Raw genomic sequence first — 24,194 nt, forward strand, 5'->3', positions numbered from 1 at the left:
TAATTGTGCTCTTTTGGTAGATTGTAAAATTAATCCGAACGCTGTTCGGACAAAAAAGATCAGCTTCCTTTAAAATGGTGTTTACCACAAACCCATCTTTTAGGAGCTGATCTTTTGTCTAGTATAACCTATTCCGAACGAATTAAAATCGAAACCTTTTGTGAACTAGGGCTGTCCAATATCCAAATGGGCGTTCGGCTGAACCGATCACCGTCAACAATTTCTTATGAATTATCTCGATGTCAACCTTATCAGGCTGAATTAGCACAAACAGATGCCGAATACAAGCGATCACGATGTGGTCGGAAAACTAAGCTGAGCGATGAGTTAAAGCAAAAAATTCTCAACCATTTACGTCTAAGCTGGTCACCAGGAATGATTGCTCACGAATTTAAACTAGCTACTAAATCTATTTATAATTGGCTAAATCAGGGGAGAATTGATTTCTCCTTGAATGATCTACCTGAACATGGCGTACGCCAACGGCGTAACGTTGACCAACGATCCAAATATAATCAATCTTTGGGGCGATCAATTGAACAGCGTCCCATGATGATTAATCAACGTAATCGCATCGGCGATTTTGAACTAGATACAGTCGTTGGTCCTCGTGGGCATAGTAAGGCAGTTTTATTAACTTTAATCGATCGAAAATCACGGTTCCTTTGGGCATACCGGTTAAAAGATCGAACGACAGCGAGTGTTAATGAAGCACTGACTAAGTTCCTAACAACTTTTAATGGACCGGTGCACAGTTTTACTGTGGACCGTGGTACTGAGTTTAGTGGGCTAGTATCATTTGAATCACAATATGGTATTAAGACCTATTACTGTCATGCTTATACGCCAGCTGAACGTGGTAGTAATGAACGCTTTAATCGGAATTTACGTTATTTTTATCCTAAGGGGACTCGTTTTGAGCACATTAGTGCTCAAGATTTAACGACGACGTTACTCCAAATTAACCAGCGACCGCTTAAAATACTCGACTGGCAAACACCGTATCAGGTTATGCTGACCAATTTGTCCAAAAATTCGGATTAAATTTGCAATCTACCTTTTACACGATCATACGGTTATTAAGGAGTTTCAGATTATCCATAATAAGTCTGGATTGGCAAAGCTCAAGTCAATAATTACGAGTGACCTGCCAGTCATGGCAGTATTTGAAACGACTGGTATTTATTCTAGAGTTCTGACTCGTTTTTTTATCGATGAAGGAATGAATTACCTTGAAATAAATCCTTTGGAGTCCTCAATTCGCATGGCGGGGTTGAGAAGGCAAAAAACAGACCGTTCAGATGCAGTTAAATTAGCGCTCCTGGGAATTGATCAGAAGTCACTGATTCATGGTCGTAGACCATATTCAAGGCCATATGAGCAACTTCATTTAATGGCACACCGCTATCTAGAAATAACTAAGGAGAGATCCCGGATTATCAATCATTTACATGCCGCACTTGATCAAACATTTCCCGAGTTAAACGATATATTTAACCCAATTCGATCAGTGCTCGGCTTAACTTTTGTTAGTCTCTTTCCCCACCCTGATTTTTTAACAGGATATATTCCAGGAACGATGGCAAAACAAATCATTGGCTTGGTAAGTCCTAAAATCCATTCGGATTTAATCGTACGTAGATGTAATGAGGTCTGGCAGGCAGGCCAATTATCGTACCCAGCACAACCTGCGAATTCATTTCTGACTAATCAAATCCATAGTTATTGTGAAGAGATTCAGCGATATAATCAGGCCCATGACTTATTAAAACGCCAATTGATCACTTACGCGAAAACTTTTCCGGAGTTTAAACTCATTGCGAGTATTCCTGGGGCGGGAGAGATATCAACTGCCCTGTTACTAGGATTTACAGGAAAAATAGCGAGATTCCCAAGCTATAAGCAGCTGAATGCTTACGTTGGAATAGATCTACGACGAATCCAATCCGGAGGGTTCAAAGAAGCTGACCGGATTAACCGGAGAGGTCAAAGTAGTGCCCGTTATATTATGTTTGAAATGATTAGATCCATGCTTAGAAATAAAGCACGCATTGATAATCACATTGTGGATTACTACTATAAGCTAAAAAAAGGACCACACCCTAAACCGGATATGGTTGCCATGATTGCTTGTGTGAATAGGCTTGATAGGACGATTATGAATTTGGTCCGCACAAACCAAATTTATAATTACGCAAGAACTTCCCATTAAGCAGACTATTTAAATACCAGTATATTTGATATGGTAGCGTCAAGAATCTTGTGTAAATGAAATGCCTTCGTACATATAATATGTATCTAACTTAAATAAATGATGCTTCCAAGGTGTCCTGGAGTCCTTTGAACCCTCGGTGGATCCGCTTCAGAGACTTCTCGTTATAAACATTAAACTGAGAAACCAGGAAGCGATCCAGTGAATCTTCCGTTGGAAATTGTTCTTTGTGGTGGGTGGTGCGCTTGAGATGCTTATTAAAGTTCTCAATCAGGTTAGTGGAGTATAGTGATTGCCGGATAGCTGGTGGAAAGTCCATGAAAGTGAGTAAATTCGGCATTTTAAGCAGATCTTTGATTAATTTGGAATAGTTCTGATGCCAGTTGTTGGCGAACTCATTCAGTTTCAGTTCGGCTGCTTCACGGTTGGCGGCCCGATGAACTTGTTTAAAGTCACTGATCACGGCCTTGCGGTCTTTTACGCGAACTTTGTTCATCAGATTCCGCCCAACATGAACCAGGCAACGTTGTCGTTTGGCTTTAGGGAAATACCGATTCAAGCCTTCATCCAAACCAACTAACCCATCGGCCACAAACAACAGCACATCTTTAACGCCCTGCTTGATCAAGGTTCCCAGCAGTTCAGTCCAGATTCCAGTCGATTCCGTTGGCGCCACTTGGTAGTTCAGCACTTCTTTCGTACCATCTGGACGAATGCCAATCGCAATATGAACGGCTTCTTTTTGAACGGTATCCCGCTTTAACGGCAAGTAAGTGGCATCTAAGAAGATGGCCGCATATTGTGATGCCAGTCGACGTTGCTGGAAAGCTTGAACCTGTTCATTGACGGCTTTAGTCATATTGGAAACCGTGGCTTTGGAGTAGTGAGCACCGTACATTTTCTCAATGAGTTCGGCAATTTCAGCAGTGGTAATTCCCTTGGTATACAACTGAATGACCGTTGTTTCTAAATTATCACTGTGCCGACCGTAGGCTGGCAAGGTATGATTTTCAAACCGGCCATTGCGATCTCGAGGAATGGTTAAGTTAAGTTGGCCGTACTTCGTATCAAACGAGCGCTCATAACTGCCGTTGCGGTTATTACCAGTGTTAATCCCAGCGTATGAGTAGCGTTCGTAACCCAAAAACTCTGCCAATTCGGTTTGAAGCAGCTGGTTAATCGCAATTTCGAGGTGGTGACGAAAAACTTCGTCCAAATCTTGCTTTTGGGCTAGTGCAGCGATAATTTCTGTGGTAAGTTCATTCATGGGGAATGCCTCCTGTGATGTTTTCTGTGGTTACTAAATATCATAAGGGAAGGCATTCCCTATTTCTATACAATTCAGAAATCTTTTATGCATTTACACAGGATATTTTACGCTCTCTTTGATATTTATGACAGCTTTTTTCTGTCAAAAAGCTATCACTGTTTAGTGTACTCTTTTTTAAATAAGTTGATACTTGACATCATATTAGAAATCGTATTGGTGGAGATTTTGAACGGCACATTCACTTCGGTGAATGTGCTTTTTGTTTACTCATGAATTAAACTAATCCGGATAAAGAAGTTGTCAATATTTCGAAAACCAAAACAGTTACGCTTTAATGCCTTGATTTTACGATTAAGTCCTTCAATTGGACCGTTGGAAAATGGATAACGACAACTGTTTAGAAGGGCTGAACCATTTTTGATAAACGTGTTGATCGTTATGTCCATTTGATTACTAGTGGGTTGGTAGTTAGTAAGTAAGGATTGGAACGCATTAGCATCCTTTTTGTATGGCACTTAAGATACCTTGATAGGTTTGATACACAGATCTAAATCTGGGAAAAGCGTCTAGAGCTAAATCAATGGCGTTTTGTTGCGTCATATACTCGTTAATTCCGCGTAAATAAACAGCCTTAGAATCATTAACTTTTATTGCCTGATTTACAATTCAAGTGCACCACTTAAATAATTGGACCAAAAAGGCCATGAAGACCTATTCTTAAATCAACGACGAATTAAGAAAGAAGTGTCTTCATGACCCAATCTAAGCGTACCACGACTAGTCATTACCAACAACTCCAATCTGCCGAACGGACTCTTATTATGAACTGGCGATTTGATGGCCGTTCTTGCCATCAGATCGCCCAAATGTTGCACCGAAGTCCCAGCACCATCAGTCGTGAAATTCGACGAGGGAGCGTTCACCAGCTAGGCCCTAATCGACGACCTACACTGGTCTATTGGGCTGAGTCTGCCCAATTACTACACAATAAAGCCCGTGAAGCCTGTCACGCCCAGAGCTGGCTTGACAAGGCACCACAATTCTTCCTACAGCTAACTAAAGCGCTCAAAAAACGCCAACGTCTTTTAAGCGTAGATACCTTTGTGCACTATTATCAGGTCAATCACCCGGACGACCGGTGTCCTTCAGTGCCCACTGTCTATCGCTATATCGACGCGGGTGTCCTGAAATTAAAGAATGGCGATTTACCCATGAAGCTGCGGCGACACGCTAGATCCGGTTATCGTTCACACAAACGCCTAAACAAGCGTAACTTCGGGAAATCCATCGAAGAGCTTCCCGTAGAGGCCCAAGAACGTCAGGTCGCTGGCCATTGGGAAGGCGACTTGGTTAAGGGCAAGCGTGAGGCCAGTGAACCAGCACTAATGACCCTTATTGACCGGGCAAAACGGTATGCCATCATTGTCAAGATACCGAATTACCACGCCGATACCTGCCTTAATACGCTTCAGAACATTGTTGACGACTATGGACCGGAGCACTTCAAAACGGTGCTTTTTGACAACGGTTCTGAGTTTTCCAAACTTTCCCAGGTCAAGGGACCGGATGTCTATTTTGCTCATCCGTACTCGCCCTGGGAACGTGGCAGTAACGAGCATCTGAATGGTGAAATCCGTGAGTTCATTCCTAAGGGTAAGTCCATGAAAGAGCTAAGTATTGTGAACGTTCAGGCCATCCAGGATATCCTTAACTCTCGTCCCCGCAAGGTTCTGGGCTACCAGACTGCCATGTCCTTATTACCCGATTTCGACTAAGCTAGACCAACTGATAAGAATGGGTTGTGAGTGTTGCACTTGATTTGACAATTCAGGCATTAACTTTTATTTCATCAAGATGAAATAAACGCCATTGAGATTTTAAAATATGATAAATTCGTGAATGCTTATCTTGGATAGTACGAATGGTCTGCGTGCGTTCATTATCTAAGGCACGCCCAGCCAGTTGAATAATATGGAAACGATCGATAATCGTGGCCGCATTGGGAAATAAGCGATGAATGAAGCTGCCATATTAATCGTCACTGATTGAACTTGGGCACGTTCTTGAACCGAAAAACGAGCTTCAAAGTAGTCAATGATATCTTTACTTAGCCGATCTTTTAAAGTAACAATTCGGCGATGACTAACGGCATCACAACAATTAAAGGACATCCAGTGATTACAGGAACGAAATTCATCAAAGCAAAGATTCTCTGGGAGATGTTTAACACGATAGGCTAAGTGAATATTGGCATTTAGGATTCGTTGAACACTGCTTGGCGAAATTCCACAAAGTTTAGCAATTTCTTTACTCGTCAACATATCGCGTGCCAAAACGATCACTTGATGTTTGATATTATGTGTGAAAGTTTCGTTACGATTAACCAACTTAGTTTTAGCACCACAGGTTTTTGAACAATCTTTACATTGGTATCTTTGACGTTTTAAATGCATTTCGTAACGACCACCGGATAAGGTTCCTAAACGCAGGTGACTCATGTGAGTTCCGTTTTTAATTAAGCTTTTATGGCCACAATGTGGGCACTTTAAAAGTTGATAAGACAAAGTTGCATGGACGACATGAATACGTTGGTTTGTGGAACACCGTTCTTTAGAAATACCAGTGACAATTAAGTTTGGGTCTGTTATTTCGAATAAGCATAAGATAGAATTAGTTAGGGACATCTGAATTTCCTCTTTTCGATTTGTTTTGGCGATTAAATCGTAGCACAAAGAGGACAGATGTCCTTTTTTATTTTTCTGATTTTCAAAACAGACAAAAAACCGGTATTAGTTATTCACCAATACCAGAAAGTGTAGACCCTAAAGAAGACAAAGGAAGTGGAATTTCCAAATCAGATGTTTTAGCGTTGCAAAAACGTTTGAAACAGCTAGAAAGTGAGAATGACATCTTAAAAAAAGCCTTAACCATATTCGCCAAAAAGTAAACCCAGATGACTGGCAGACAGCCGTTGATATTAATTTGAAGCACCATAGTATCAAAGAAACCTGTAAAGTACTCTCAGTTCCACGCTCAACTTACTATGAACATCAGCAGAATCATGTATCGCCACAAGCCAAGCGTCGTAAGACACTTAGCCAGTCGATTAAACGCATTTACTTTAATTCTAGACGTATCTACGGGGCACCTAAAATTCTAAAAGCGTTACAAAAAGAAGGTAAGACTGCCAGTATTAAGCTAGTTCAACGATTAATGCGCCAAATGGGGTTAAAATCAATCACGCGCAAGAAGTGGCATTATCAACAAACTAATGATATTGATGCGACTGATTATTCAAATATACTCGCGCAAGATTTTCGTACAACCAGTCCAAATCAAAAGTGGTGTGCAGACATAACTTATATTCACACCAAAGCCAATGGCTGGTGTTATTTATCAAGCATTCAGGATTTATATTCACGTAAAATCATTGCCCATAAAATCAGCCGTCATATGACTGCTGATCTTGTGATCAGCACTTTTCAACAAGCCTTTGAAACTAGAAAGACGACTAATAACTTAATTGTGCATACCGATCTGGGTAGCCAGTACCGCAGTGCTGGCTTTGAACAGATCTTAGCGCAACACCATATTCGCCATTCTTATAGCAAGCGTGGCTGTCCCTATGACAATGCATGTTTGGAATCATTTCACGCCAGTTTGAAAAAAGAAGAGGTTTACCAACACCATTATCAGGATTTTGAAGAAGCAAATGCTGCAATATTCAGCTACATTGAGAGCTTTTATAACAGTGCTCGAATTCACAGTAGCATTGATTATTTAACTCCAAATGAAAAGGAAAAATTAGTCGCTTAAATTATACATAAAATGTGTCCAGATTCTTGACCTAAATCCAAAGGATGTTAAATCAATAAGGTTAAACCCCATTATTAGGCATAATTCTAAAGTTTATGAGTTTTAGAAGGATGTTAAATCAATAAGGTTAAACCCCAAGTTTAACCATGAAAGTATTTCTGATGAGTTTTAGAAGGATGTTAAATGGCCACTAGGGTATACCCTAGTGGCCGTTTTTATTTTTGTGCTATACTAGGAAATACAGATGTTCATTAGAACTGTCCAAAAAGGAGCGGTAAAATGGCAACTATTGGTTATGCGCGCGTTAGTTCCAAAGAACAGCATTTAGATCGTCAATTAAATGCTTTAAAGAATGTTGATAAGCTTTTCACTGATAAATTAAGCGGTGCAACTACCAATCGACCCAAGTTGCAAAAGATGTTGGCCTATATCCGTGAAGGGGATATTGTTTTGGTCACTGAATTAGATCGATTAGGCAGAAATAATCAAGACCTAACCAAAATCATGAATAGCATTCAGGATAAGGGAGCTACATTAGATGTGTTAAATTTACCATCGATGACCGGCATCTCTGATCCGAACTTGCGCCAACTGATGACTAACCTCATTATTGAATTGTATAAGTACCAAGCCGAAAGCGAACGTAAACGAATTATTGAACGTCAACAACAAGGCATTGCCCTCGCTAAACAGCAGGGCAAATACCATGGCCGTAAAGCACAATATAACCAAGATGATCCCCGCTTACAACATACCTTTAAACTATATCAAGCCGGTATGAGTGATGTGGACGTGGCCCGCAATACCGGTATAAAGCGGACAACTTTTATTCGTTATCGAAAGAAATTTAAGATTGTGAGAGGTGGAGTACATGAAGCCACATAAAATTATCCTCACTTGTTTTGCGCTTCTTGTTTTGGGAGTGTGTAGCCTAGTAATAAACACCTCGGCTAACGCAGCAATCTGCCATAACGGCGTCCGGGCGGACTACCGAGGATTGATTAAATACACTAAGGCGGCCAAACGGGCTAAGTCCCACGTTGAGTGTGATACGATTTTGATAGATCAAGACAGTGCCAGCGATACTTTCCCGGTTAACGACATCGAAACGAGCGACGGTACGATTGAACACGAGGCTCACGTTTCGAAAATCTCTGAAGCCCAACTGTACTACTTGAAAAGTCGGGGATTAGACGAAGCGACCGCCTCCCAATTGATTATTATGGGATTTTTGGAGCCCTTCACTAAGCAATTGCCCATGGAATACGCCGTGGAATTAGACCGGTTGATTAAGTTTCAGATGGAGGGCAGCATCGGCTAAAGCTGTGAAATTTGCGAACGTTATGCAAAATTTTGCCCAATAAAAAGAACGGCGAATTAACGCCGTTCTTAAACGATCGATAATAAAATTAAATTAGAAAACATTTTTAAATAAGGCAAATTACAAGTTTAATCCGAACAAGCCCGGAAACTTTCAATGGCAGTTTGTTGATGATGGATTTTTAATGGCCGTTGGTTAATAAGTTCAAGCGCTGCCAGGATTTCATCTGTCGTTACCTGGCCAAAGTTAGTCTTTTTCGGGAAGAACCAACGTAACCGTCGATTGAAATATTCATTGGAACCCCGTTCCCATGGTGAATATGGATGGCAAAAATAAACTTTAATTTGATAGTCTTGTTCTATGGATTGATAATCGGCAAACTCTTTACCATGATCAACAGTTATAGATTTCACTTGGGAACCAAAGGTTCCCATAAACTTTTCAAAGGCGCTATTTAAGGCCTTGGCAGTTCGGTTAGGGGCTTTTATGGCCCATAGAAGTCGCGTCTTACGTTCTACAAAAGTGACCAGGCATGCTCGTGACGCTTTCCGGCCAGAAAGCACTGTATCTACTTCCCAATGACCAAAAGCTAACCGCTGATTAACAATTGTTGGTCGTTGTTCAATCGAAGTCCCACTTGTAAATGTGCCACGGTGTTCATTAACTCGACACTGTCGGATATTTCGATTAGGTAGATCAGCTAATTCGAAAGGTAACCAGCCACGATTAAGCCAATTATAAATTGAAGCGGTACCCAAGTTAAAAGCAGTCGCGACCGCTTCTGGTGACCAGGTTAATCGCAAGTGATTGGTAATTAAAGTCACTAATGATGATGTTAGAATCGAATGGCGACCGCAAGCCCGTCTTTTGCGGTCAGCATCTTGTTGGGCCAATTCAGGGTCATAAGGTTTAACCCGGTTCAATTCATAGTGAATGGTAGATTTGGCAACGCCTAAAGCGTCAGCCATATCTTGGTAAGTATGATGACCTTCACTGACTAGTTGTGCTAGCGCGCCACGTTGAAAACTTGATAAAGTAGAGATACCCAAAGTAATCGCTCCTTATAGTTGGTTGGAATTAGCTACTACCATTGTAAGAGATTGCTTTGGGCTTTTTTTAATTTTTGTTCGGATTAATTATAGAATTTACCATAATAAAGCCAAAACGTGCTCCCAAAGTCAGTTTGCGTCGCTTAATAGGTAATTGGTAACCATGTTCATGCATAACCAACGATTCCTTGTTAATGCTCACGAACTAGCCGACTTTGGGGGTGCGTTTTTATTTTAAAGGTGGAAGGCGGCTTGTACACCCACGATCAGCATTTTGACGCCGATGGTTGCTAAAATCAGCCCCATTAACTTGGTGATCACGTTCATGATGTTGTTGCCCAGCTTGTCCATGATTTGTTCACCGTAGATAAAAATGAAGTAAGCAATGACTGCTAAAACAACGAACGCGGCCACGACGATGAAGGGGGTAGTTCCACTAGCCAAGTTCATGGTGGTGGCAATGGTTCCGGGGCCGGCCAAAATTGGCATGGCTAGCGGAGAAATCGCGACGTTGGTGTTACTACTGTTGACGGAATCCTTAACGGATTTTTCGGGATCGTGCTGGATCGGCGAAACGTTACCTTGGATCATGTGGTAACCAATCAACCCCAAAATGATTCCGCCCATGATGCGGAGTGCAGCAAGGTTGATACCAAAAATGGTGAAGATGTAATTTCCGAGAAAGGCAAACAGTACCACGATGACGGTCGCCACGATAAAAGCCAGTCGGGCAATCGCGTTGATTTCCTTGCGACTGTTATCAGCAGTCAAACTGACGAATATTGGCAAGTTAGCAAAGGGGTTCATAATTGCAAAAAATGCGGTGAATGAAAGTAAAAATGCTTGAACTAAATGCATGGTCGTCCTCCTTGTTAAACGTTTTCAATGCAATGATTGTTTTTTAATTATATGGGTTAGGTGGGGAAATGCCAAGTTTGGTGATTTATGTACCGTTATTGAAAAATTAGACAATAAGTCATATTAATATTGTTCTTCTAAAGAGATGGTAGATTGCAAATTTAATCCGAATTTTTGGACAAATTGGTCAGCATAACCTGATACGGTGTTTGCCAGTCGAGTATTTTAAGCGGTCGCTGGTTAATTTGGAGTAACGTCGTCGTTAAATCTTGAGCACTAATGTGCTCAAAACGAGTCCCCTTAGGATAAAAATAACGTAAATTCCGATTAAAGCGTTCATTACTACCACGTTCAGCTGGCGTATAAGCATGACAGTAATAGGTCTTAATACCATATTGTGATTCAAATGATACTAGCCCACTAAACTCAGTACCACGGTCCACAGTAAAACTGTGCACCGGTCCATTAAAAGTTGTTAGGAACTTAGTCAGTGCTTCATTAACACTCGCTGTCGTTCGATCTTTTAACCGGTATGCCCAAAGGAACCGTGATTTTCGATCGATTAAAGTTAATAAAACTGCCTTACTATGCCCACGAGGACCAACGACTGTATCTAGTTCAAAATCGCCGATGCGATTACGTTGATTAATCATCATGGGACGCTGTTCAATTGATCGCCCCAAAGATTGATTATATTTGGATCGTTGGTCAACGTTACGCCGTTGGCGTACGCCATGTTCAGGTAGATCATTCAAGGAGAAATCAATTCTCCCCTGATTTAGCCAATTATAAATAGATTTAGTAGCTAGTTTAAATTCGTGAGCAATCATTCCTGGTGACCAGCTTAGACGTAAATGGTTGAGAATTTTTTGCTTTAACTCATCGCTCAGCTTAGTTTTCCGACCACATCGTGATCGCTTGTATTCGGCATCTGTTTGTGCTAATTCAGCCTGATAAGGTTGACATCGAGATAATTCATAAGAAATTGTTGACGGTGATCGGTTCAGCCGAACGCCCATTTGGATATTGGACAGCCCTAGTTCACAAAAGGTTTCGATTTTAATTCGTTCGGAATAGGTTATACTAGACAAAAGATCAGCTCCTAAAAGATGGGTTTGTGGTAAACACCATTTTAAAGGAAGCTGATCTTTTTTGTCCGAACAGCGTTCGGATTAATTTTACAATCTACCGTTAATCTACCTCTTGCTTAGATTTTATTCCAGAAAATCTTTGCCTTAAAAAAGCTCACTAGTTCCTTGCTAGAGTGCTTTTTTATTACATAAAAAAGTGTTAACATTAAGAAGCATGAGAGTGCTCTTTCATTTACGATTTGTAAGTCCCTACTGTCAGTTTGGTGAGGGCTTTTCTTATACTCTAAAAGTGTTACAATGTGAATGTGTGTATAATATGCAACATCTTCTTCTGAGTCCTCATTTTCTGGTTAATGGGGGCTTTTTTATTGTGACGGATTTACAATTCAAGTGCAACAAATTAGTCAAATAGAAAAGACTCATAGCCTGAGTCCTTGTAAAATGGAATCACCACAAGACCAACTACAAGGAGAACCCGACTATGAGTCCGTACACCCATCTTACCTTAAAAGACCGTGAATCGATACTGCTTGGTATCTCTACAGGCAAACCTCTTGATACCATCGCCAAAGAGATAGGTCGTTCCAAGAGTACAGTCAGCCGTGAAATTGCACGTAACGGCGGCTGGCGGAGTTATTCGGCAGGCACCGCTCAGGACCGCTACCGGCGGGTTCGCTTGGCTAGCAGGCGTCCTCGGATCCTCGATCGACCGGGGACTCGTGACGCTGTCATTCGATATATCACGGTGCTACATTGGTCGCCTGAACAGATTGCCGGTCGCTTGTCACTAGAAGGCAGTCCTATTCGCATCAGCTATTCGACTATCTACAGAGGTATCTACCTAGATAATCTCGGCGTTCCATTGAAGAGCCATGGTGCTCGCGGGCTACCAAGGCTGCTTCGACACCGAGGCAAGACGCGCAAAATCAAAGGCACCATAAATGAACGCCGGGGGCGCTTCAATGGCGTGCCATCAATTCACGACCGACCCCGGTCGGCAGAAAATCGCAGCTGGTTTGGTCACTGGGAAGGCGATACAGTACGCGGTAAAACAGGACACTCTGCATTAGTAACATTAGTTGACCGTAAATCACGCTATCTGCTTTCGAAGCGAACGGCCAACGCAAAAGCTGACACTGTTAGAGACGTCATGATTGAGCTGCTTGGTGCCTTACCAGCTAACCGAGTAAGAACAGTGACTCCTGACCGTGGAAGGGAGTTTGCCCGGTACAGGGAGCTGGCAGAACGTCTGAATACAAAGGTCTTCTTTCCTGACCCACACGCGCCTCAACAACGAGGAACTAACGAAAACACCAACGGACTGATTAGAGAATACTTTCCCAAGAACACAGACCTAGACCTTCAGAGCGACCAGGAAATTGAGACTTACATTGAACAACTGAATAATCGACCACGCAAGGTCTTAGGCTGGAAGACGCCATCAGAAGTCTTCATGGGTAAAAAGTTGCACTTGAGTTGACAATTCGTCACACTAAAAGTGCTATACTACCTACTGTAGCATTTCACCTCAAATACTACCTTCATCAATTTGTGCAGAGTTAAAAAGGCCCTCTAGTTTTATCGCTAGGGGGTCTTTTTATTATCTCGGCAAATTACAAGTTTAATCCGAACAAGCCCGGAATCTTTCAATGGCAGTCTGTTGATGATGTATTTTTAATGGTCGTTGATTAATTAGTTCAAGTGCTGCTAGGATCTCATCAGTCGTTACTTGGCTAAAATTGGTCTTTTTCGGGAAGAACCAGCGTAACCGTCTATTAAAATATTCATTGGAACCTCGCTCCCATGGTGAATATGGATGGCAAAAATAAACTTTGATCTGATAATCCTGTTCTAAGGCCTGATAATTGGCAAACTCTTTACCATGATCAACAGTAATGGATTTTACTTGGGGACCGAAGGCCCCCATAAACTTGCCAAAGGCGGTGTTTAGAGCCTTAGCCGTTCTATTAGGGGCTTTGATGGCCCATAGAAGTCGGGTCTTACGTTCTACGAATGTAACCAGACATGATCGTGACTCACTTCGACTAGAAAGCACCGTATCTACTTCCCAATGACCAAAAGCTAACCGTTGATTAACAGTTGTTGGCCGTTGTTCGATGGAAGTCCCACTTGTAAATTTCCCACGATTTTCGCTCACTCGGTGCTGGCGGACATTCCGATTGGGTAGATCAGTCAATTTGAAGGGGAGCCAGCCACGATTAAGCCAATTATAAATTGACGCAGTGCTCAAGTTATAAGCGGCCGCAATGGTTTCTGGTGACCAGGTTAATCGTAAGTGATTGGTAATTAAAGTCGCTAATGCTGCCGTCAGCATCGAACGACGACCGCAATTCCGCCTTTTGCGATCTGCATCTTGCTGAGCTAATTCTGGATCATAAGGTTTAACCCGGTCCAACTCATAGCTAATCGTAGCTTTGGCGACGCCTAAGGCGTCAGCCATTACTTGGTAAGATTTATTCCCCTCATTGACCAGTTGTGCTAGTGCGCCACGTTGAAAACGTGATAAAGTAGATGTACCCAAAGTAATCACTCCCTATATTGGTTGGAATTAGCTACTACCATTGTAAGTGATTGCTTTGGGCTTTTTAATTTCTGTTCGGATTAATTATAGAATTTGCCTCTCTTTATAATATACCAGATACATCCGAATGCTACCTTATGAAGCTGTCAGGGGCACTCAAAGTATCTCTTGAGAATTATAAAGTGACGACAAAAAAGGCCCCTACTCCGCATAATAGAGGGATTTTTTGTATGCATTCTGCTTCATTTAAACGGACAAAGTATACGTCTAAAAGCTGAACGTGTCGTCTATGGGTGCTTTGAACTACGGTTTTGGTATGTCTTCATATACATTTCGAACATTATTTTTTGCTCATTTGATAATTCACGCTCAGCTTTGTCCAACAGTGCTGATATAAGATCATCTTGAGTAATATATCCTAACGAATTTTGAATGGAGTTAATTCTATTTACATTATTTTTTTGAAGTCTAACAGTTCCATACTTTTTGTTTTTTCGAGGGCGACCAACGGGATTCTTATTCGTTTCATTTTTTTCCATATCTTTTATATCAAATGTTTTACTAGGACGAGATATGACAGTTTCTTCTACGGGTTTTGTTTGTTTTAACTGGTTTCTATCTTGCTTTTTGAATTCCATTTTAGCCATTGCTATTTGCCCCCAGTCCGAGCAATGATTTCTTCCGTTAATTTGCCGTACAATGCGTGTAGCCTTATATCGTGGAAGTCGTTTACACTAGTTAGCCCTTTTTCTGATATTCCTTTTCTATCGTAGCGCTTCAATCTTTCCATATGGTGCATGATGTTTTCAAAAATCATATCTTTGCCAAAAGTTTCTCTAGCATCTTTTATGATTTGATTGTCAATTCCGGAATTGTTTTTTAACAGGACTGGCAAGATCCCAGCAATATCGAAGTCTATAGCTGTGTGATTGTTGTAGAATTCTTGAAGATATTCCCAAAATGCTTCTGCACCGTCTAATGATCTTTGCTGAGTCTGAAGAACAATAATAACATAATCTGTATCGTATAAAGCAGTGTCTGTAAATATTGATAGTGTAGGCGGAACATCAAAAATAATGTAATCAAATTTATTCTCTACTTCAGATAGAAGAGTACCGAAATATGACATTCTTTTTTCTTTATAGTTTGGCACGTTAGGCATAAATTTCATTTCCAAGAAATCCGGGTAGCTAACGAAGTCTTTGTAAGAAGGCAATAAGTACAGGTTATTCATTATCTCAACGATGGCATCGGGGAGTTTTTCTTCTTGAATTGCAACCATCATAGTTTTATCAATCTTTAATTCAGAGTTATGCTGCAATCCATATGTTCTTCTCAATAGTTGAGTGGAGTTTGATTGAGGATCTAAGTCACATACAAGGGTTTTATACCCTTTCTTTGCTAATTCATAGGCAGTCATCACGGAATTGGTTGTCTTGCCTACACCGCCCTTAAAATTTCCGAATAATATTTTCTTAGTCAACATGTCCCCTCCTTACTACAAAAAATATTACCACATATTTGTTTTGATTTGTGTGTTTATTTAAATTTACTATTTGTATATCTGAATATTGGACTATTTGTTTATTTGAATATTTGAATATTTGAATACAAATATTCAAATAAAACAACCGCTTTGTTCTTGATATACCAGTACATATTTTTTTACTATCCGTATATTTGAATATCGTACTAAATGTATATTTCACTATTAGGATATTCGTATAAATTACTATTTGAATATTAGTATACAAAAACTAATTTTATCTTTATTTTCTTGCTAAGGTGGGGTATTATTAAAAATATAAAATAGAACATAAAAAAACACCCACTGACTGGAATCGGTGAGCGCCACAAAGATAAATTTAATTTAGTTATTATTATATCATGGCCGGTGCGATTTTTAAAGCCCTAGGGGACAAGCTGGGGTCTAAATCCAAGGGGACACGTTTGCCAGTGCGACTTCAATAAGTCTGGCTATACCACAACAAGGTCATCTGTACGGCTGGGTGGTGAATGGTGAGCGCGACCATTAACGGCGCGGGTGGTAAAACGAAGCTTCGGCTTGGTGCCACTGATTAGTTGGTGATCGAACAAACACAAATACGTATCATCAACGCCTGCTAGGGCGTTTTTTAGTAGGTTAAACCGAAAACGTAGGTTTATAATGAGTGGTGGTAGCAATACCGCAATTGTACAGACAAGCGACGGGCGTTAACGACCGACGAACTAAGGGAAAACCTTAGCGTAGAATTGTACTCTGGTTCAGTTATTCCAAATAGCTGATTCCAGGGAACAATTCTGCGCTCAAAACGTCACTCCCTCTAAACTGAACGGAAAACCGTAACCCGTCAACATTAAATTCATAAGGGTTAGGAGTTTTTTTGTTGAGTACACATGCTATTTATTTAAATGATTTGTTAGGTTTGTCTAACCTAGAAAATGTAAAAATTAAGTTTAATCAATGGAATACCGAAGAAGATCCAATAGACGTGTTTCAAGCGAATCCTGAGCTGATTAATAATCAATGGTTATTTTGGAGAAATCAGAAACGTTATTTTAATGTTAATGATGTTGCAATTAATTTGGTTAGAGTAAAGGGAGATATTTATCTTCTGACAACAGTTAAATTGGTTACGGAAGAGTTAGGTGTAATTCATGGAATAAATTATGCTGGAAAGGAATTAAAACGGTATCGTCCACTATATGGAAGGGTTTTAATTAAATATCATAAAGATTTCCAAGCTTCAGTTGTTAACGCGGAAAGTAAACTTGAAAAATTGGTTGTTTCTCAAGTTTTACCAGATGTATATAAGAATGATGGTTTTCCAGGTTATGATAGTGTATGCCTTTCATATCAGCAGTTAAAGTTGGTATTAGAAAAAAATAAAAGTGAGTGGATTACCGCTCTTTCAAATCAAAAAGCGGTATATTTAATTCGTGATGTATCTAATGGAAAGCTATATGTTGGTTCTGCAACTAGTAAAAACGGCATGCTTTTAGATAGATGGAGAAGCTACATTAGTAATGGTCACGGTGGGAATAAGTGCCTACAGGAGCTTATTAAAGAAGCTGGATTTGAATATGTGAAAAAGAATTTTCAATATTCAATATTAGAAAATTATAATTCAAGAGTGGATGATTCATTTATTTTGCGTCGTGAGTCTTGGTGGAAGAAAGTGTTTGATTCCAGAAATAAAAAATTTGGATACAATGAAAATTAGAATAATTTTCATTGGTTTATACACTGATTATAGGTAAAGGTATAGCCGTTTGAATGGCTAACTTCACAAAGTGGATTTTCTGATTTTTCGGGCGATTTTCACCTATACCAATCCCACATCGGCAATTTTCACAAAGGCCAAATAACGGATCGTTGTTTTATCAGGGAGTGAAGGGTTTACTTGGGATAAGCCCCATTATGTTAAGTAGAAATTGGTATACTAAAAAAGGCTCCCGGTTTAACACTGGAGGTCTTTTTTCTAGGTTACATATTTTGAGGATGAATGTTTTTATCTTCGTAGCTTTTACTTGGGTGCTGTAACATGATGAATACTGCTTAGTTTGTTTTTGGTGCCGTACCCCGCAACAGATGCGTCGCTTCGTTGGTATTATCTTAAATGCTAAGTACCGAGTTGAGAAGGATCATAAAGATATTGGCGTCATAATCCCACTGGACGACGAAGAACTTAAATTTTTAATGACTAAAGCCTTGAGACGTTACTTTAACGCCCTAAGAAGCAATGAGAAGCACATCAAGAACGTGGAAAACTACCTGTACGGCACCATGCAAAATCTATTTGGTGTTTGGTGGAATAAATAAGCGGCTAGAGAATACGCGGCCAAACACCCCGAAGAAGAAAAGCCGGCCGACAACGACAACAGTGGGTTGTACTACTAGTCCTAAAAGGCTACAAAATCCTTTCTAAGCAGTTTTAAGACTCACTAACCTATTTTACTTAGGTTAGATTTAAATGGCTTAAACAGAAGAATAGGGGCTTTTAAATGAGTGCCAGAGCTAACCAGCTCAAAAGTTCAGCCTTTAGATCAACGCCAAGCTCAAGTGATTTGAGACTAGGGCTTTATCTATTGATAAGGTACTCAAAAGGTAGTATAATGGTAGTATTAAAAGAGAGGAGATGAGACAATCATGGCAGGTAAGGAAAAGAAACGGGTCCAAGTCAAGATTGATAAAGATTTGGCCGATGATACCGAAGCAGTTTTAAGCGAATTGGGCTTAAATCCAACCACGGCCATTAACATGTTTTACAAGCGGATTGTTGCTAATGGTGCTTTACCTTTTAATGCGTCTTTAAGCGAAGAAGAAAGAGCTAATTTACGCTTTTTAAAGGCGACCGAAGGGACACCAGTCACCGAGTTCAAAGACGCTAAAGAGGTCGCTGATTGGCTCAACGATCCAGATGAGGACTAATGACTTAGTCAGCCTATACGTTAGTTTTGTAGAAACTAACGGTGGTAAGTCTCGGCCAGTTTTAATTCGTCGGGTATCAGAACAGATGGTCGAGGCTTTTAAAATTACTAGTCAGTATGAAAAGAAGTCGGCTTATATCAAGCAACAGTATTATCCGATTCAAGATTGGCAATCCGCTGGGTTGAAGAAACCTTCTTGGGTCGATCTTGGTAATATTTATCGCTTTCCCAAAGCTGGGTTAAACTTTAAAGAAATCGGTCATTTAAGTAAGCTAGATCAAAATAAAATTTCAGATTTTACGCTTGACCTAAAATCAAAAAGAAGAGGTAAGGGTCAAAAGATAATTCAACAGCGATCAAGTAAAAGGAAGCACAAAGAAAGTAAAGCAGAGCTTACACAAAGAATTCAAAAACAGTTAAAAAACTTTGCTAAACATAATCCTGAAAATAAAAACGATCGGCCTAGTTATTAGGTTGATCGTTTTTGAGTTTATTCGGTTTATGGGCATTAACGTAATCGGCGAATGTTTTTAAAAGCTCTTCGGTTTGTTCGATCGAAAGGTTATCAGCTTGGAAGTATTTTTCTAGCAAAGCTCCTTTTTGAATTAATCCGAGAACGGGCTTTGCGGGCTTGCCGATTTTCATAGTATTTAGATTGCCGTAATTTAAAATCTTCCCGCTCAATTTTTTGTTTTAAACGCGCTTGCTGCTCGACTAGTTTTTCATATTGATTAGACATGGAATTTCCCCATCTCGTATGGCTAATGATCTACGGACTTTACCTTTAAAAATTCAGAAAATTGCTTGGATAAAAGCTTAATCTGATCGTTAGACAAATTAGCATAATCTAAATTGGCTTGACTGATGATTTGTTTACCTAGCCGTTGTTCAATCTTATTTTTTTCGTCCTTAATTTTTTGATTAAGGGCTTTTAATTTAGCTTCTTGTTTTTCTAAGTTACTTTGAGACATAACGATCCCTCCAATCATATTAGAAATAATCACCGACACTATATCATAAGGGAAACGTTAAGTCAAAGTATAAAAGTTGAAATAGCGAAGCGGAAGGCATACACTAAGTTAAAGTTAATAGAATCAGAAGACCGAGTGAAACGAGGTCAATGCGCACTTACACGTCATCTTCGATGACATTGTGCTAAACCCATTAAAACCTGTATTAGAAGTCGCCGATGGCGACAACAAAGTCAAACCCATAAACCCAAAGAAAGGTGGTGACCGACATGGCAATTTTTCACATGAGTTTTAGTAATATTAGTGCTGGTAAAGGACGAAGTGCGATTGCCAGTGCCGCTTATCGAAGTGGTGAAAAGCTATTTGATGATAAGGAAGGTCGCCACTATTTTTATGCCCGCTCGGTTATGCCAGAAAGCTTTATTTTAACCCCCAAAAATTCACCAGAATGGGCCAGTGATCGAGAGCGGTTGTGGAATGAAGTTGAAACGAAAGATCGTAAATCAAACTCACGGTATGCAAAAGAGTTTAACGTGGCTTTACCGGTAGAATTAAGTGAATCCGAACAGAAAGAATTACTGACAAAATATGTGCAAGAAAATTTTGTTGATGAGGGCATGGTAGCCGACGTGGCAATTCATCGCGACCACCCAGATAATCCGCACGCTCATGTGATGTTAACCAATCGCCCATTTAACCCCGATGGTACTTGGGGACAGAAAACAAAAACCGAATACATTTTAGATAGTCATGGTAATAAAACTAAGACCCCTGCAGGGAATGTGAGAAACCGAAAAATTTGGTTGGTTGATTGGGATAAAAAAGAAAAAATAACTGAATGGCGGCACAATTGGGCGGTTAGTGTAAATCAAGTTTTAGAGCAAAAAAATATTCCCGATCGGATCAGTGAAAAATCCTTTGAAGATCAAGGAATAAATGAAGTTCCAACTCAACATGAGGGAATCAATAGTAAGCGGCATGAAAGAAAAGAATTTAACCAACAAGTTAAGGACTATCGCAAGGCCAAAGCCAGTTATAAAAATAACCAAGAAAAAGTAATCAATAGAGGTCATTTAGATAGCCTAAGTAAACACTTCTCATTTAATGAAAAACGGGTAGTCAAAGAGTTAAGCCATGAACTGAAAACTTATATCAGTTTGGAGAACTTAGATGATAAGCGGCGCATGCTATTTAATTGGAAAAACAGCACCTTAATTAAACATGCGGTTGGTGAAGATGTGACTAAACAATTATTGACAATTAACCAACAAGAAAGCTCACTCAAAAAAGCAGATGAACTCTTAAATAAAGTAGTTGATCGCACTACGAAAAAACTTTATCCAGAGCTTAATTTTGAACAGACCACGCAAGCTGAAAGACGAGAATTAATTAAGGAAACCGATAGCGAACAAACAGTTTTCAAGGGTAGTGAATTAAACGAACGTTTAATGAACATTCGTGATGATTTGTTGACCCAACAATTATTGACCTTTACTAAGCGGCCATACGTTGGTTTTAAGTTATTAATGCAACAAGAAAAGGAAGTCAAAATCGAGCTTAAATATACGCTGATGATTCATGATGATAGCTTAGAAAGTCTAGAACACGTTGATCAAGGTCTACTAGAAAAGTATTCACCAACCGAGCAGCAAAAGATTACTCGCGCAGTCAAAGATTTGCGAACAATCATGGCTGTGAAGCAAGTTATTCAAACCCAATACCAGGAAGTTTTAAGAAGAGCCTTTCCTAACGGCGATTTAGATGAATTACCAATGACTAAACAGGAACAAGCCTATACAGCCGTGATGTACTATGATCCTGTTTTAAAGCCATGTCAGGCTGAAACAATTGAACAGTGGCAAGCAAATTCACCACAGGTGTTCAGTCCCCCAGAACATCAACAAGGACTAGCTTATTTATCGGGACAGCTTAGCTTAGATCAGTTAGAAAATCATCACTTACAACGGGTTTTAAAGCATGATGGCACTAAACAACTCTTTTTTGGCGAATGCAAAGCTGATCCGACGATTAAGAACAGTCAGATCGAGAAAATTCAAATGCAGTTAAAAGAGCAACAAGCCAAGGACGACCAGTACAGAAAAGCAAATATCGGACATTATCAACCACTGAACTACAAGCCAGTTAGTCCAGACTATTACTTAAAGACGGCCTTTAGTGACGCGATCATGACTGTTCTATATGCTCGTGATGAAGATTACCAACGGCAAAAACAAGAACGCGGCTTAAAAGAAACCGAGTGGGAAATGACGAAAAAGCAGCGGCAACACCAAACTCGAAACCGGCATGAAGATGGGGGCATGCACTTGTAATCACAAAATTAGCGATTGGCTAATTGGAATGAATGGCAGCCCTTTATACACCTTGCTATTAAGACAAAACGGGGTGCGCGGGGTGTACTCGATTGGTCGAGTACAGACGCCAACTTTGTATATGGTTTATCAAAGAGACCAGGCAATCAAAAACTTTAAGCCGGAACCCTATTTTGAACTAAATGCTGAAATTCTTGCTAATCAGCAAAAATTCGTCGCAAAATTAGACCCCTATCAGCGATTTAAAGATGAAGCAGGACTAATAACATTCATGCAAGCTAAGCACGTTCAGAAAGGCTCGCAGGCCGGTTTAATCAAGGACGTCCAAAAACAAGACAAAAAGCGTGCTAGTCCACAACTATTCTCACTATCCAGTCTGCAAAGTGCCATGAATAAACGGTATCATGCCAGTGCCGGCCAAACCTTAGCCGCCATTCAGAGTTTATACGAAGCTAAGTTCCTTAGCTATCTCCGAACCGATTGTGCTTATATCACTGATGAAGAATTTGAGTATTTAGTGGCTAATCTGACGAAGTATCTGGGGTTAGTCTCTAAGCAAGTCGCTTTAACCAATACCACGCCAAATAAGCGTTATGTTAATGGAAAAAAAGTTGAAGAACACTACGCCATTATCATGACAAAAGTTGTCCCGACGAAAGATCAATTAGCTGCCTTACCTAAATTACAGCAACAGGTCTATGATTTGGTTTTAAGAACCACATTAGCCATGTTTTCTGATCCGTACGAGTACGAGGAAACCACCATTATTACCCAAGTTGGTGACGCCAATTTTAAAGCAACGGGTAAGGTCCCAACTAAGCAAGGTTGGCAAGCTTTATTTGATGATCACAAAGCCGAACAGCAAGAGGCAGCCACCCTACCGCTCGTTCACCAAGGCGATCAAGTCCAAGCAAATCTGCAAACGCCGCAAAAAGAAACGACCCCGCCGGTACCATTTACCGAAGGTACCCTGATTACGGCCATGAAGACGGCCGGTAAAACGCTTGATGATGAAGCAGCCCAGGCGATTCTCAAAGACGTGCAAGGCATTGGAACAAGTGCGACCCGGGCAAATGTACTGGAAATATTAAAAAAACGCGGCTATCTCGTCACTGAAAAAAATAAGCTGCACGTCAGTGAAGCCGGGATAACATTATGTAAAGCGGTCGAACTCGAACCCTTGCTAACTAGTCCAGAAATGACGGCTAAATGGGAGCAAGCGTTACAGCAAATCAGTACCGAAGAACGCACCCCGGATAACTTTTTGAGCCAAATTAAGAAGTTCGTAGTGAAATTGATCGCTGATGTCCCAACACAATTAACTGGCAGTGCAGCCATTAAGCAACAAATCAATCACCAACAGCAAGCGCAAAAAGTTGCCGAGGTGTTCTTAGAAACACCACAAGTAACTGTCATAAATAAACAAAAGTTTTACATTGTGAAACCCAAGCAAGGCGAGGACTTTACCCTACCCAAGAAATGGAGCAGCAAAACATCACGATTGAAGTATATCGGAATCATGGGAACCGGTTATGATGTCGTTGATATTTTACGCTCTCCTATTTACCTTGTAGACTCGATTATTGAGCACTGAGATAAAAATAAAACATAGTTTTTCCAAGATTATAAGGCAAACTATTTACATCCAGATAGCCGTATTAACCAGCTATCTAGATTGTAGTCTTTTTAATATCAGGGATATGGGATATCCAGCAAGATCGTGTTTTAAACTCACGTAATCGTTCACCTAAATGGCCAAATAATTGTCTGTATTAAAAGTCAGCTGTTGATAGCTCCTATAAATTTGAGATGGCCTTGGCTAATTAGTGAGTTCGGACTACTCCCTAACTGACCATTAGGTACCGGCAAGTCTAAATTTTCATAATACTGTTGCCATTCAGGCAAAACAGAGCCGTTAGGGCCAAATACCATTGGGGATAGATGAAATATATTTTCATCTTTAAATGCATTAACCACGTAGTCCGAACAGTAATATCCTGGCTGATCTAATCTGAAGCTCGGATTGTATGGTGCTTCTAACATGGACTTGGCTCGTTTTAGTATTTTGAGGGGATTTATTAAAGGGCTACTCTTCCGATAAACGTCAATCAATCCTTCTTCGGAAATAAATAGATCTAACGGTTGACGAATGCAACCATGGTCTTTGGTTGCATGGAGAACAAAAAAGTCAGTGCCTTCTTTTTCTACTATCCCGATATGGTAATAAGCTAGTGGTCGATCTAAAAACGTTTGTTTTGTGCCTCTAATGATCATCTCTGACAGTTTATTTTGTGCTTTTTTAA

At 40.2% G+C, this 24,194-nt stretch carries 21 protein-coding genes and 5 pseudogenes; 13 read left to right on the forward strand and 13 right to left on the reverse strand.

The features are described from left to right. Positions 1 to 114: 114 nt before the first annotated feature. Together RI501_RS12965 and RI501_RS12970 are read left to right on the forward strand one after the other, a co-directional pair. Positions 115 to 1,044: an IS30-like element ISLpl1 family transposase gene (locus tag RI501_RS12965; protein WP_313819825.1), complete on the forward strand. Its 930-nt coding sequence runs from the start codon at positions 115 to 117 to the stop codon at positions 1,042 to 1,044. After that, the gene (locus tag RI501_RS12970; protein ID WP_463673220.1) at positions 1,022 to 2,212 is read left to right on the forward strand and encodes an IS110 family RNA-guided transposase; all 1,191 of its coding nucleotides are present in this window, start codon (positions 1,022 to 1,024) and stop codon (positions 2,210 to 2,212) included. The genes RI501_RS12965 and RI501_RS12970 overlap by 23 nt, the downstream gene beginning before the upstream one ends. 91 nt (positions 2,213 to 2,303) lie before the next feature. On the opposite strand, the gene RI501_RS12975 is transcribed toward RI501_RS12970, so the two are convergent. Together RI501_RS12975 and RI501_RS13775 are read right to left on the reverse strand one after the other, a co-directional pair. Then, complete coding sequence (locus RI501_RS12975; RefSeq protein ID WP_313823425.1) at positions 2,304 to 3,479, reverse strand: IS256 family transposase; 1,176 nt, start codon at positions 3,477 to 3,479, stop codon at positions 2,304 to 2,306. 266 nt (positions 3,480 to 3,745) lie between these two features. Further along, positions 3,746 to 3,880 (reverse strand): annotated as a pseudogene (locus RI501_RS13775) (transposase); the annotation flags it as partial. 354 nt (positions 3,881 to 4,234) lie between these two features. On the opposite strand from RI501_RS13775, the gene RI501_RS12980 reads away from it, so the two are divergent. Next, the gene (locus tag RI501_RS12980) at positions 4,235 to 5,257 is read left to right on the forward strand and encodes an IS30 family transposase (RefSeq protein ID WP_233742108.1); all 1,023 of its coding nucleotides are present in this window, start codon (positions 4,235 to 4,237) and stop codon (positions 5,255 to 5,257) included. 52 nt (positions 5,258 to 5,309) lie between these two features. Here the strand turns inward: RI501_RS12980 and RI501_RS13780 are convergent, their stop codons facing one another. Together RI501_RS13780 and RI501_RS12985 are read right to left on the reverse strand one after the other, a co-directional pair. Then, positions 5,310 to 5,501 (reverse strand): transposase, encoded by a 192-nt coding sequence (locus RI501_RS13780; RefSeq protein ID WP_396442539.1) that lies wholly within the window; start codon positions 5,499 to 5,501, stop codon positions 5,310 to 5,312. Beyond that, a complete protein-coding gene (locus RI501_RS12985) occupies positions 5,426 to 6,166 on the reverse strand; it encodes a helix-turn-helix domain-containing protein (protein WP_313823427.1) in 741 nt (246 codons plus the stop codon). The genes RI501_RS13780 and RI501_RS12985 overlap by 76 nt, the downstream gene beginning before the upstream one ends. Positions 6,167 to 6,404: 238 nt before the next feature. Between RI501_RS12985 and RI501_RS12990 the strand changes: the two are divergent. The 3 genes and pseudogenes from RI501_RS12990 to RI501_RS13000 form a co-directional block, all read left to right on the forward strand. Next, positions 6,405 to 7,298 (forward strand): annotated as a pseudogene (locus RI501_RS12990) (IS3 family transposase); the annotation flags it as partial. A gap of 279 nt (positions 7,299 to 7,577) precedes the next feature. Next, a complete protein-coding gene (locus RI501_RS12995; RefSeq protein WP_313823429.1) occupies positions 7,578 to 8,183 on the forward strand; it encodes a recombinase family protein in 606 nt (201 codons plus the stop codon). A 67-nt stretch (positions 8,184 to 8,250) separates the two neighbouring features. After that, positions 8,251 to 8,619: pseudogene (locus RI501_RS13000) on the forward strand (SufD family Fe-S cluster assembly protein); the annotation flags it as partial. 128 nt (positions 8,620 to 8,747) lie between these two features. Here the strand turns inward: RI501_RS13000 and RI501_RS13005 are convergent. The 3 genes from RI501_RS13005 to RI501_RS13015 all read right to left on the reverse strand — a co-directional run bounded on the left by RI501_RS13005 (position 8,748) and on the right by RI501_RS13015 (position 11,617). Continuing rightward, a complete protein-coding gene (locus RI501_RS13005; protein ID WP_054519348.1) occupies positions 8,748 to 9,668 on the reverse strand; it encodes an IS30 family transposase in 921 nt (306 codons plus the stop codon). Between the two features lie 234 nt (positions 9,669 to 9,902). Beyond that, on the reverse strand, positions 9,903 to 10,526 hold the full coding sequence (locus RI501_RS13010; protein ID WP_024855776.1) for a MarC family protein: 624 nt from the start codon (positions 10,524 to 10,526) through the stop codon (positions 9,903 to 9,905). Positions 10,527 to 10,687: 161 nt separating this feature from the next. After that, positions 10,688 to 11,617 carry an IS30-like element ISLpl1 family transposase gene (locus tag RI501_RS13015; protein ID WP_313819825.1) on the reverse strand — a complete coding sequence of 310 codons (930 nt, stop codon included), beginning with the start codon at positions 11,615 to 11,617 and terminating at the stop codon, positions 10,688 to 10,690. 481 nt (positions 11,618 to 12,098) lie between these two features. Between RI501_RS13015 and RI501_RS13020 the strand changes: the two genes are divergently transcribed. Continuing rightward, positions 12,099 to 13,097, forward strand: coding sequence for an IS30 family transposase (locus tag RI501_RS13020; protein ID WP_313823434.1), 999 nt, complete (start codon positions 12,099 to 12,101; stop codon positions 13,095 to 13,097). Positions 13,098 to 13,238: 141 nt separating this feature from the next. Here the strand turns inward: RI501_RS13020 and RI501_RS13025 are convergent, their stop codons facing one another. The 3 genes from RI501_RS13025 to RI501_RS13035 form a co-directional block, all read right to left on the reverse strand. Continuing rightward, positions 13,239 to 14,159, reverse strand: coding sequence for an IS30-like element ISLsa1 family transposase (locus tag RI501_RS13025; protein ID WP_011373852.1), 921 nt, complete (start codon positions 14,157 to 14,159; stop codon positions 13,239 to 13,241). Between the two features lie 287 nt (positions 14,160 to 14,446). Continuing rightward, on the reverse strand, positions 14,447 to 14,806 hold the full coding sequence (locus RI501_RS13030) for a hypothetical protein (protein WP_057868372.1): 360 nt from the start codon (positions 14,804 to 14,806) through the stop codon (positions 14,447 to 14,449). Between the two features lie 2 nt (positions 14,807 to 14,808). Further along, the gene (locus RI501_RS13035) at positions 14,809 to 15,642 is read right to left on the reverse strand and encodes a ParA family protein (RefSeq protein WP_065928790.1); all 834 of its coding nucleotides are present in this window, start codon (positions 15,640 to 15,642) and stop codon (positions 14,809 to 14,811) included. Positions 15,643 to 16,546: 904 nt separating this feature from the next. Here RI501_RS13035 and RI501_RS13040 point away from each other — a divergent pair. The 4 genes and pseudogenes from RI501_RS13040 to RI501_RS13055 all read left to right on the forward strand — a co-directional run bounded on the left by RI501_RS13040 (position 16,547) and on the right by RI501_RS13055 (position 19,063). After that, complete coding sequence (locus RI501_RS13040; RefSeq protein WP_057879082.1) at positions 16,547 to 17,383, forward strand: GIY-YIG nuclease family protein; 837 nt, start codon at positions 16,547 to 16,549, stop codon at positions 17,381 to 17,383. A gap of 335 nt (positions 17,384 to 17,718) precedes the next feature. Then, positions 17,719 to 18,060: pseudogene (locus tag RI501_RS13045) on the forward strand (replication initiator protein A); the annotation flags it as partial. 249 nt (positions 18,061 to 18,309) lie between these two features. Beyond that, positions 18,310 to 18,591: a type II toxin-antitoxin system RelB/DinJ family antitoxin gene (locus tag RI501_RS13050; protein WP_239309833.1), complete on the forward strand. Its 282-nt coding sequence runs from the start codon at positions 18,310 to 18,312 to the stop codon at positions 18,589 to 18,591. Continuing rightward, complete coding sequence (locus tag RI501_RS13055) at positions 18,581 to 19,063, forward strand: hypothetical protein (protein WP_313823447.1); 483 nt, start codon at positions 18,581 to 18,583, stop codon at positions 19,061 to 19,063. Before RI501_RS13050 ends, RI501_RS13055 begins: the two co-directional genes overlap by 11 nt. On the opposite strand, the pseudogene RI501_RS13060 reads toward RI501_RS13055, so the two are convergent. Both RI501_RS13060 and RI501_RS13065 read right to left on the reverse strand, forming a co-directional pair. Further along, positions 19,053 to 19,329 (reverse strand): annotated as a pseudogene (locus RI501_RS13060) (hypothetical protein). The gene RI501_RS13055 and the pseudogene RI501_RS13060 overlap by 11 nt on opposite strands. A gap of 22 nt (positions 19,330 to 19,351) precedes the next feature. Next, complete coding sequence (locus RI501_RS13065; RefSeq protein ID WP_084995208.1) at positions 19,352 to 19,579, reverse strand: hypothetical protein; 228 nt, start codon at positions 19,577 to 19,579, stop codon at positions 19,352 to 19,354. A gap of 251 nt (positions 19,580 to 19,830) precedes the next feature. Between RI501_RS13065 and mobQ the strand changes: the two genes are divergently transcribed. Both mobQ and RI501_RS13075 read left to right on the forward strand, forming a co-directional pair. Next, entirely contained in the window at positions 19,831 to 21,891 is a 2,061-nt protein-coding gene (gene mobQ, locus RI501_RS13070) for a MobQ family relaxase (RefSeq protein ID WP_313823449.1), read from the forward strand. Next, on the forward strand, positions 21,866 to 23,485 hold the full coding sequence (locus RI501_RS13075; protein WP_463673219.1) for a DNA topoisomerase: 1,620 nt from the start codon (positions 21,866 to 21,868) through the stop codon (positions 23,483 to 23,485). Before mobQ ends, RI501_RS13075 begins: the two co-directional genes overlap by 26 nt. Positions 23,486 to 23,670: 185 nt before the next feature. On the opposite strand, the gene RI501_RS13080 is transcribed toward RI501_RS13075, so the two are convergent. Continuing rightward, on the reverse strand, positions 23,671 to 24,194 hold a 524-nt coding region (locus tag RI501_RS13080; protein WP_313823451.1), incomplete at its 5' end, for a YiiX/YebB-like N1pC/P60 family cysteine hydrolase.

The sequence above is a fragment of the Levilactobacillus zymae genome, from assembly GCF_032190635.1.
GTDB classification, from domain to species: domain Bacteria; phylum Bacillota; class Bacilli; order Lactobacillales; family Lactobacillaceae; genus Levilactobacillus; species Levilactobacillus zymae_A.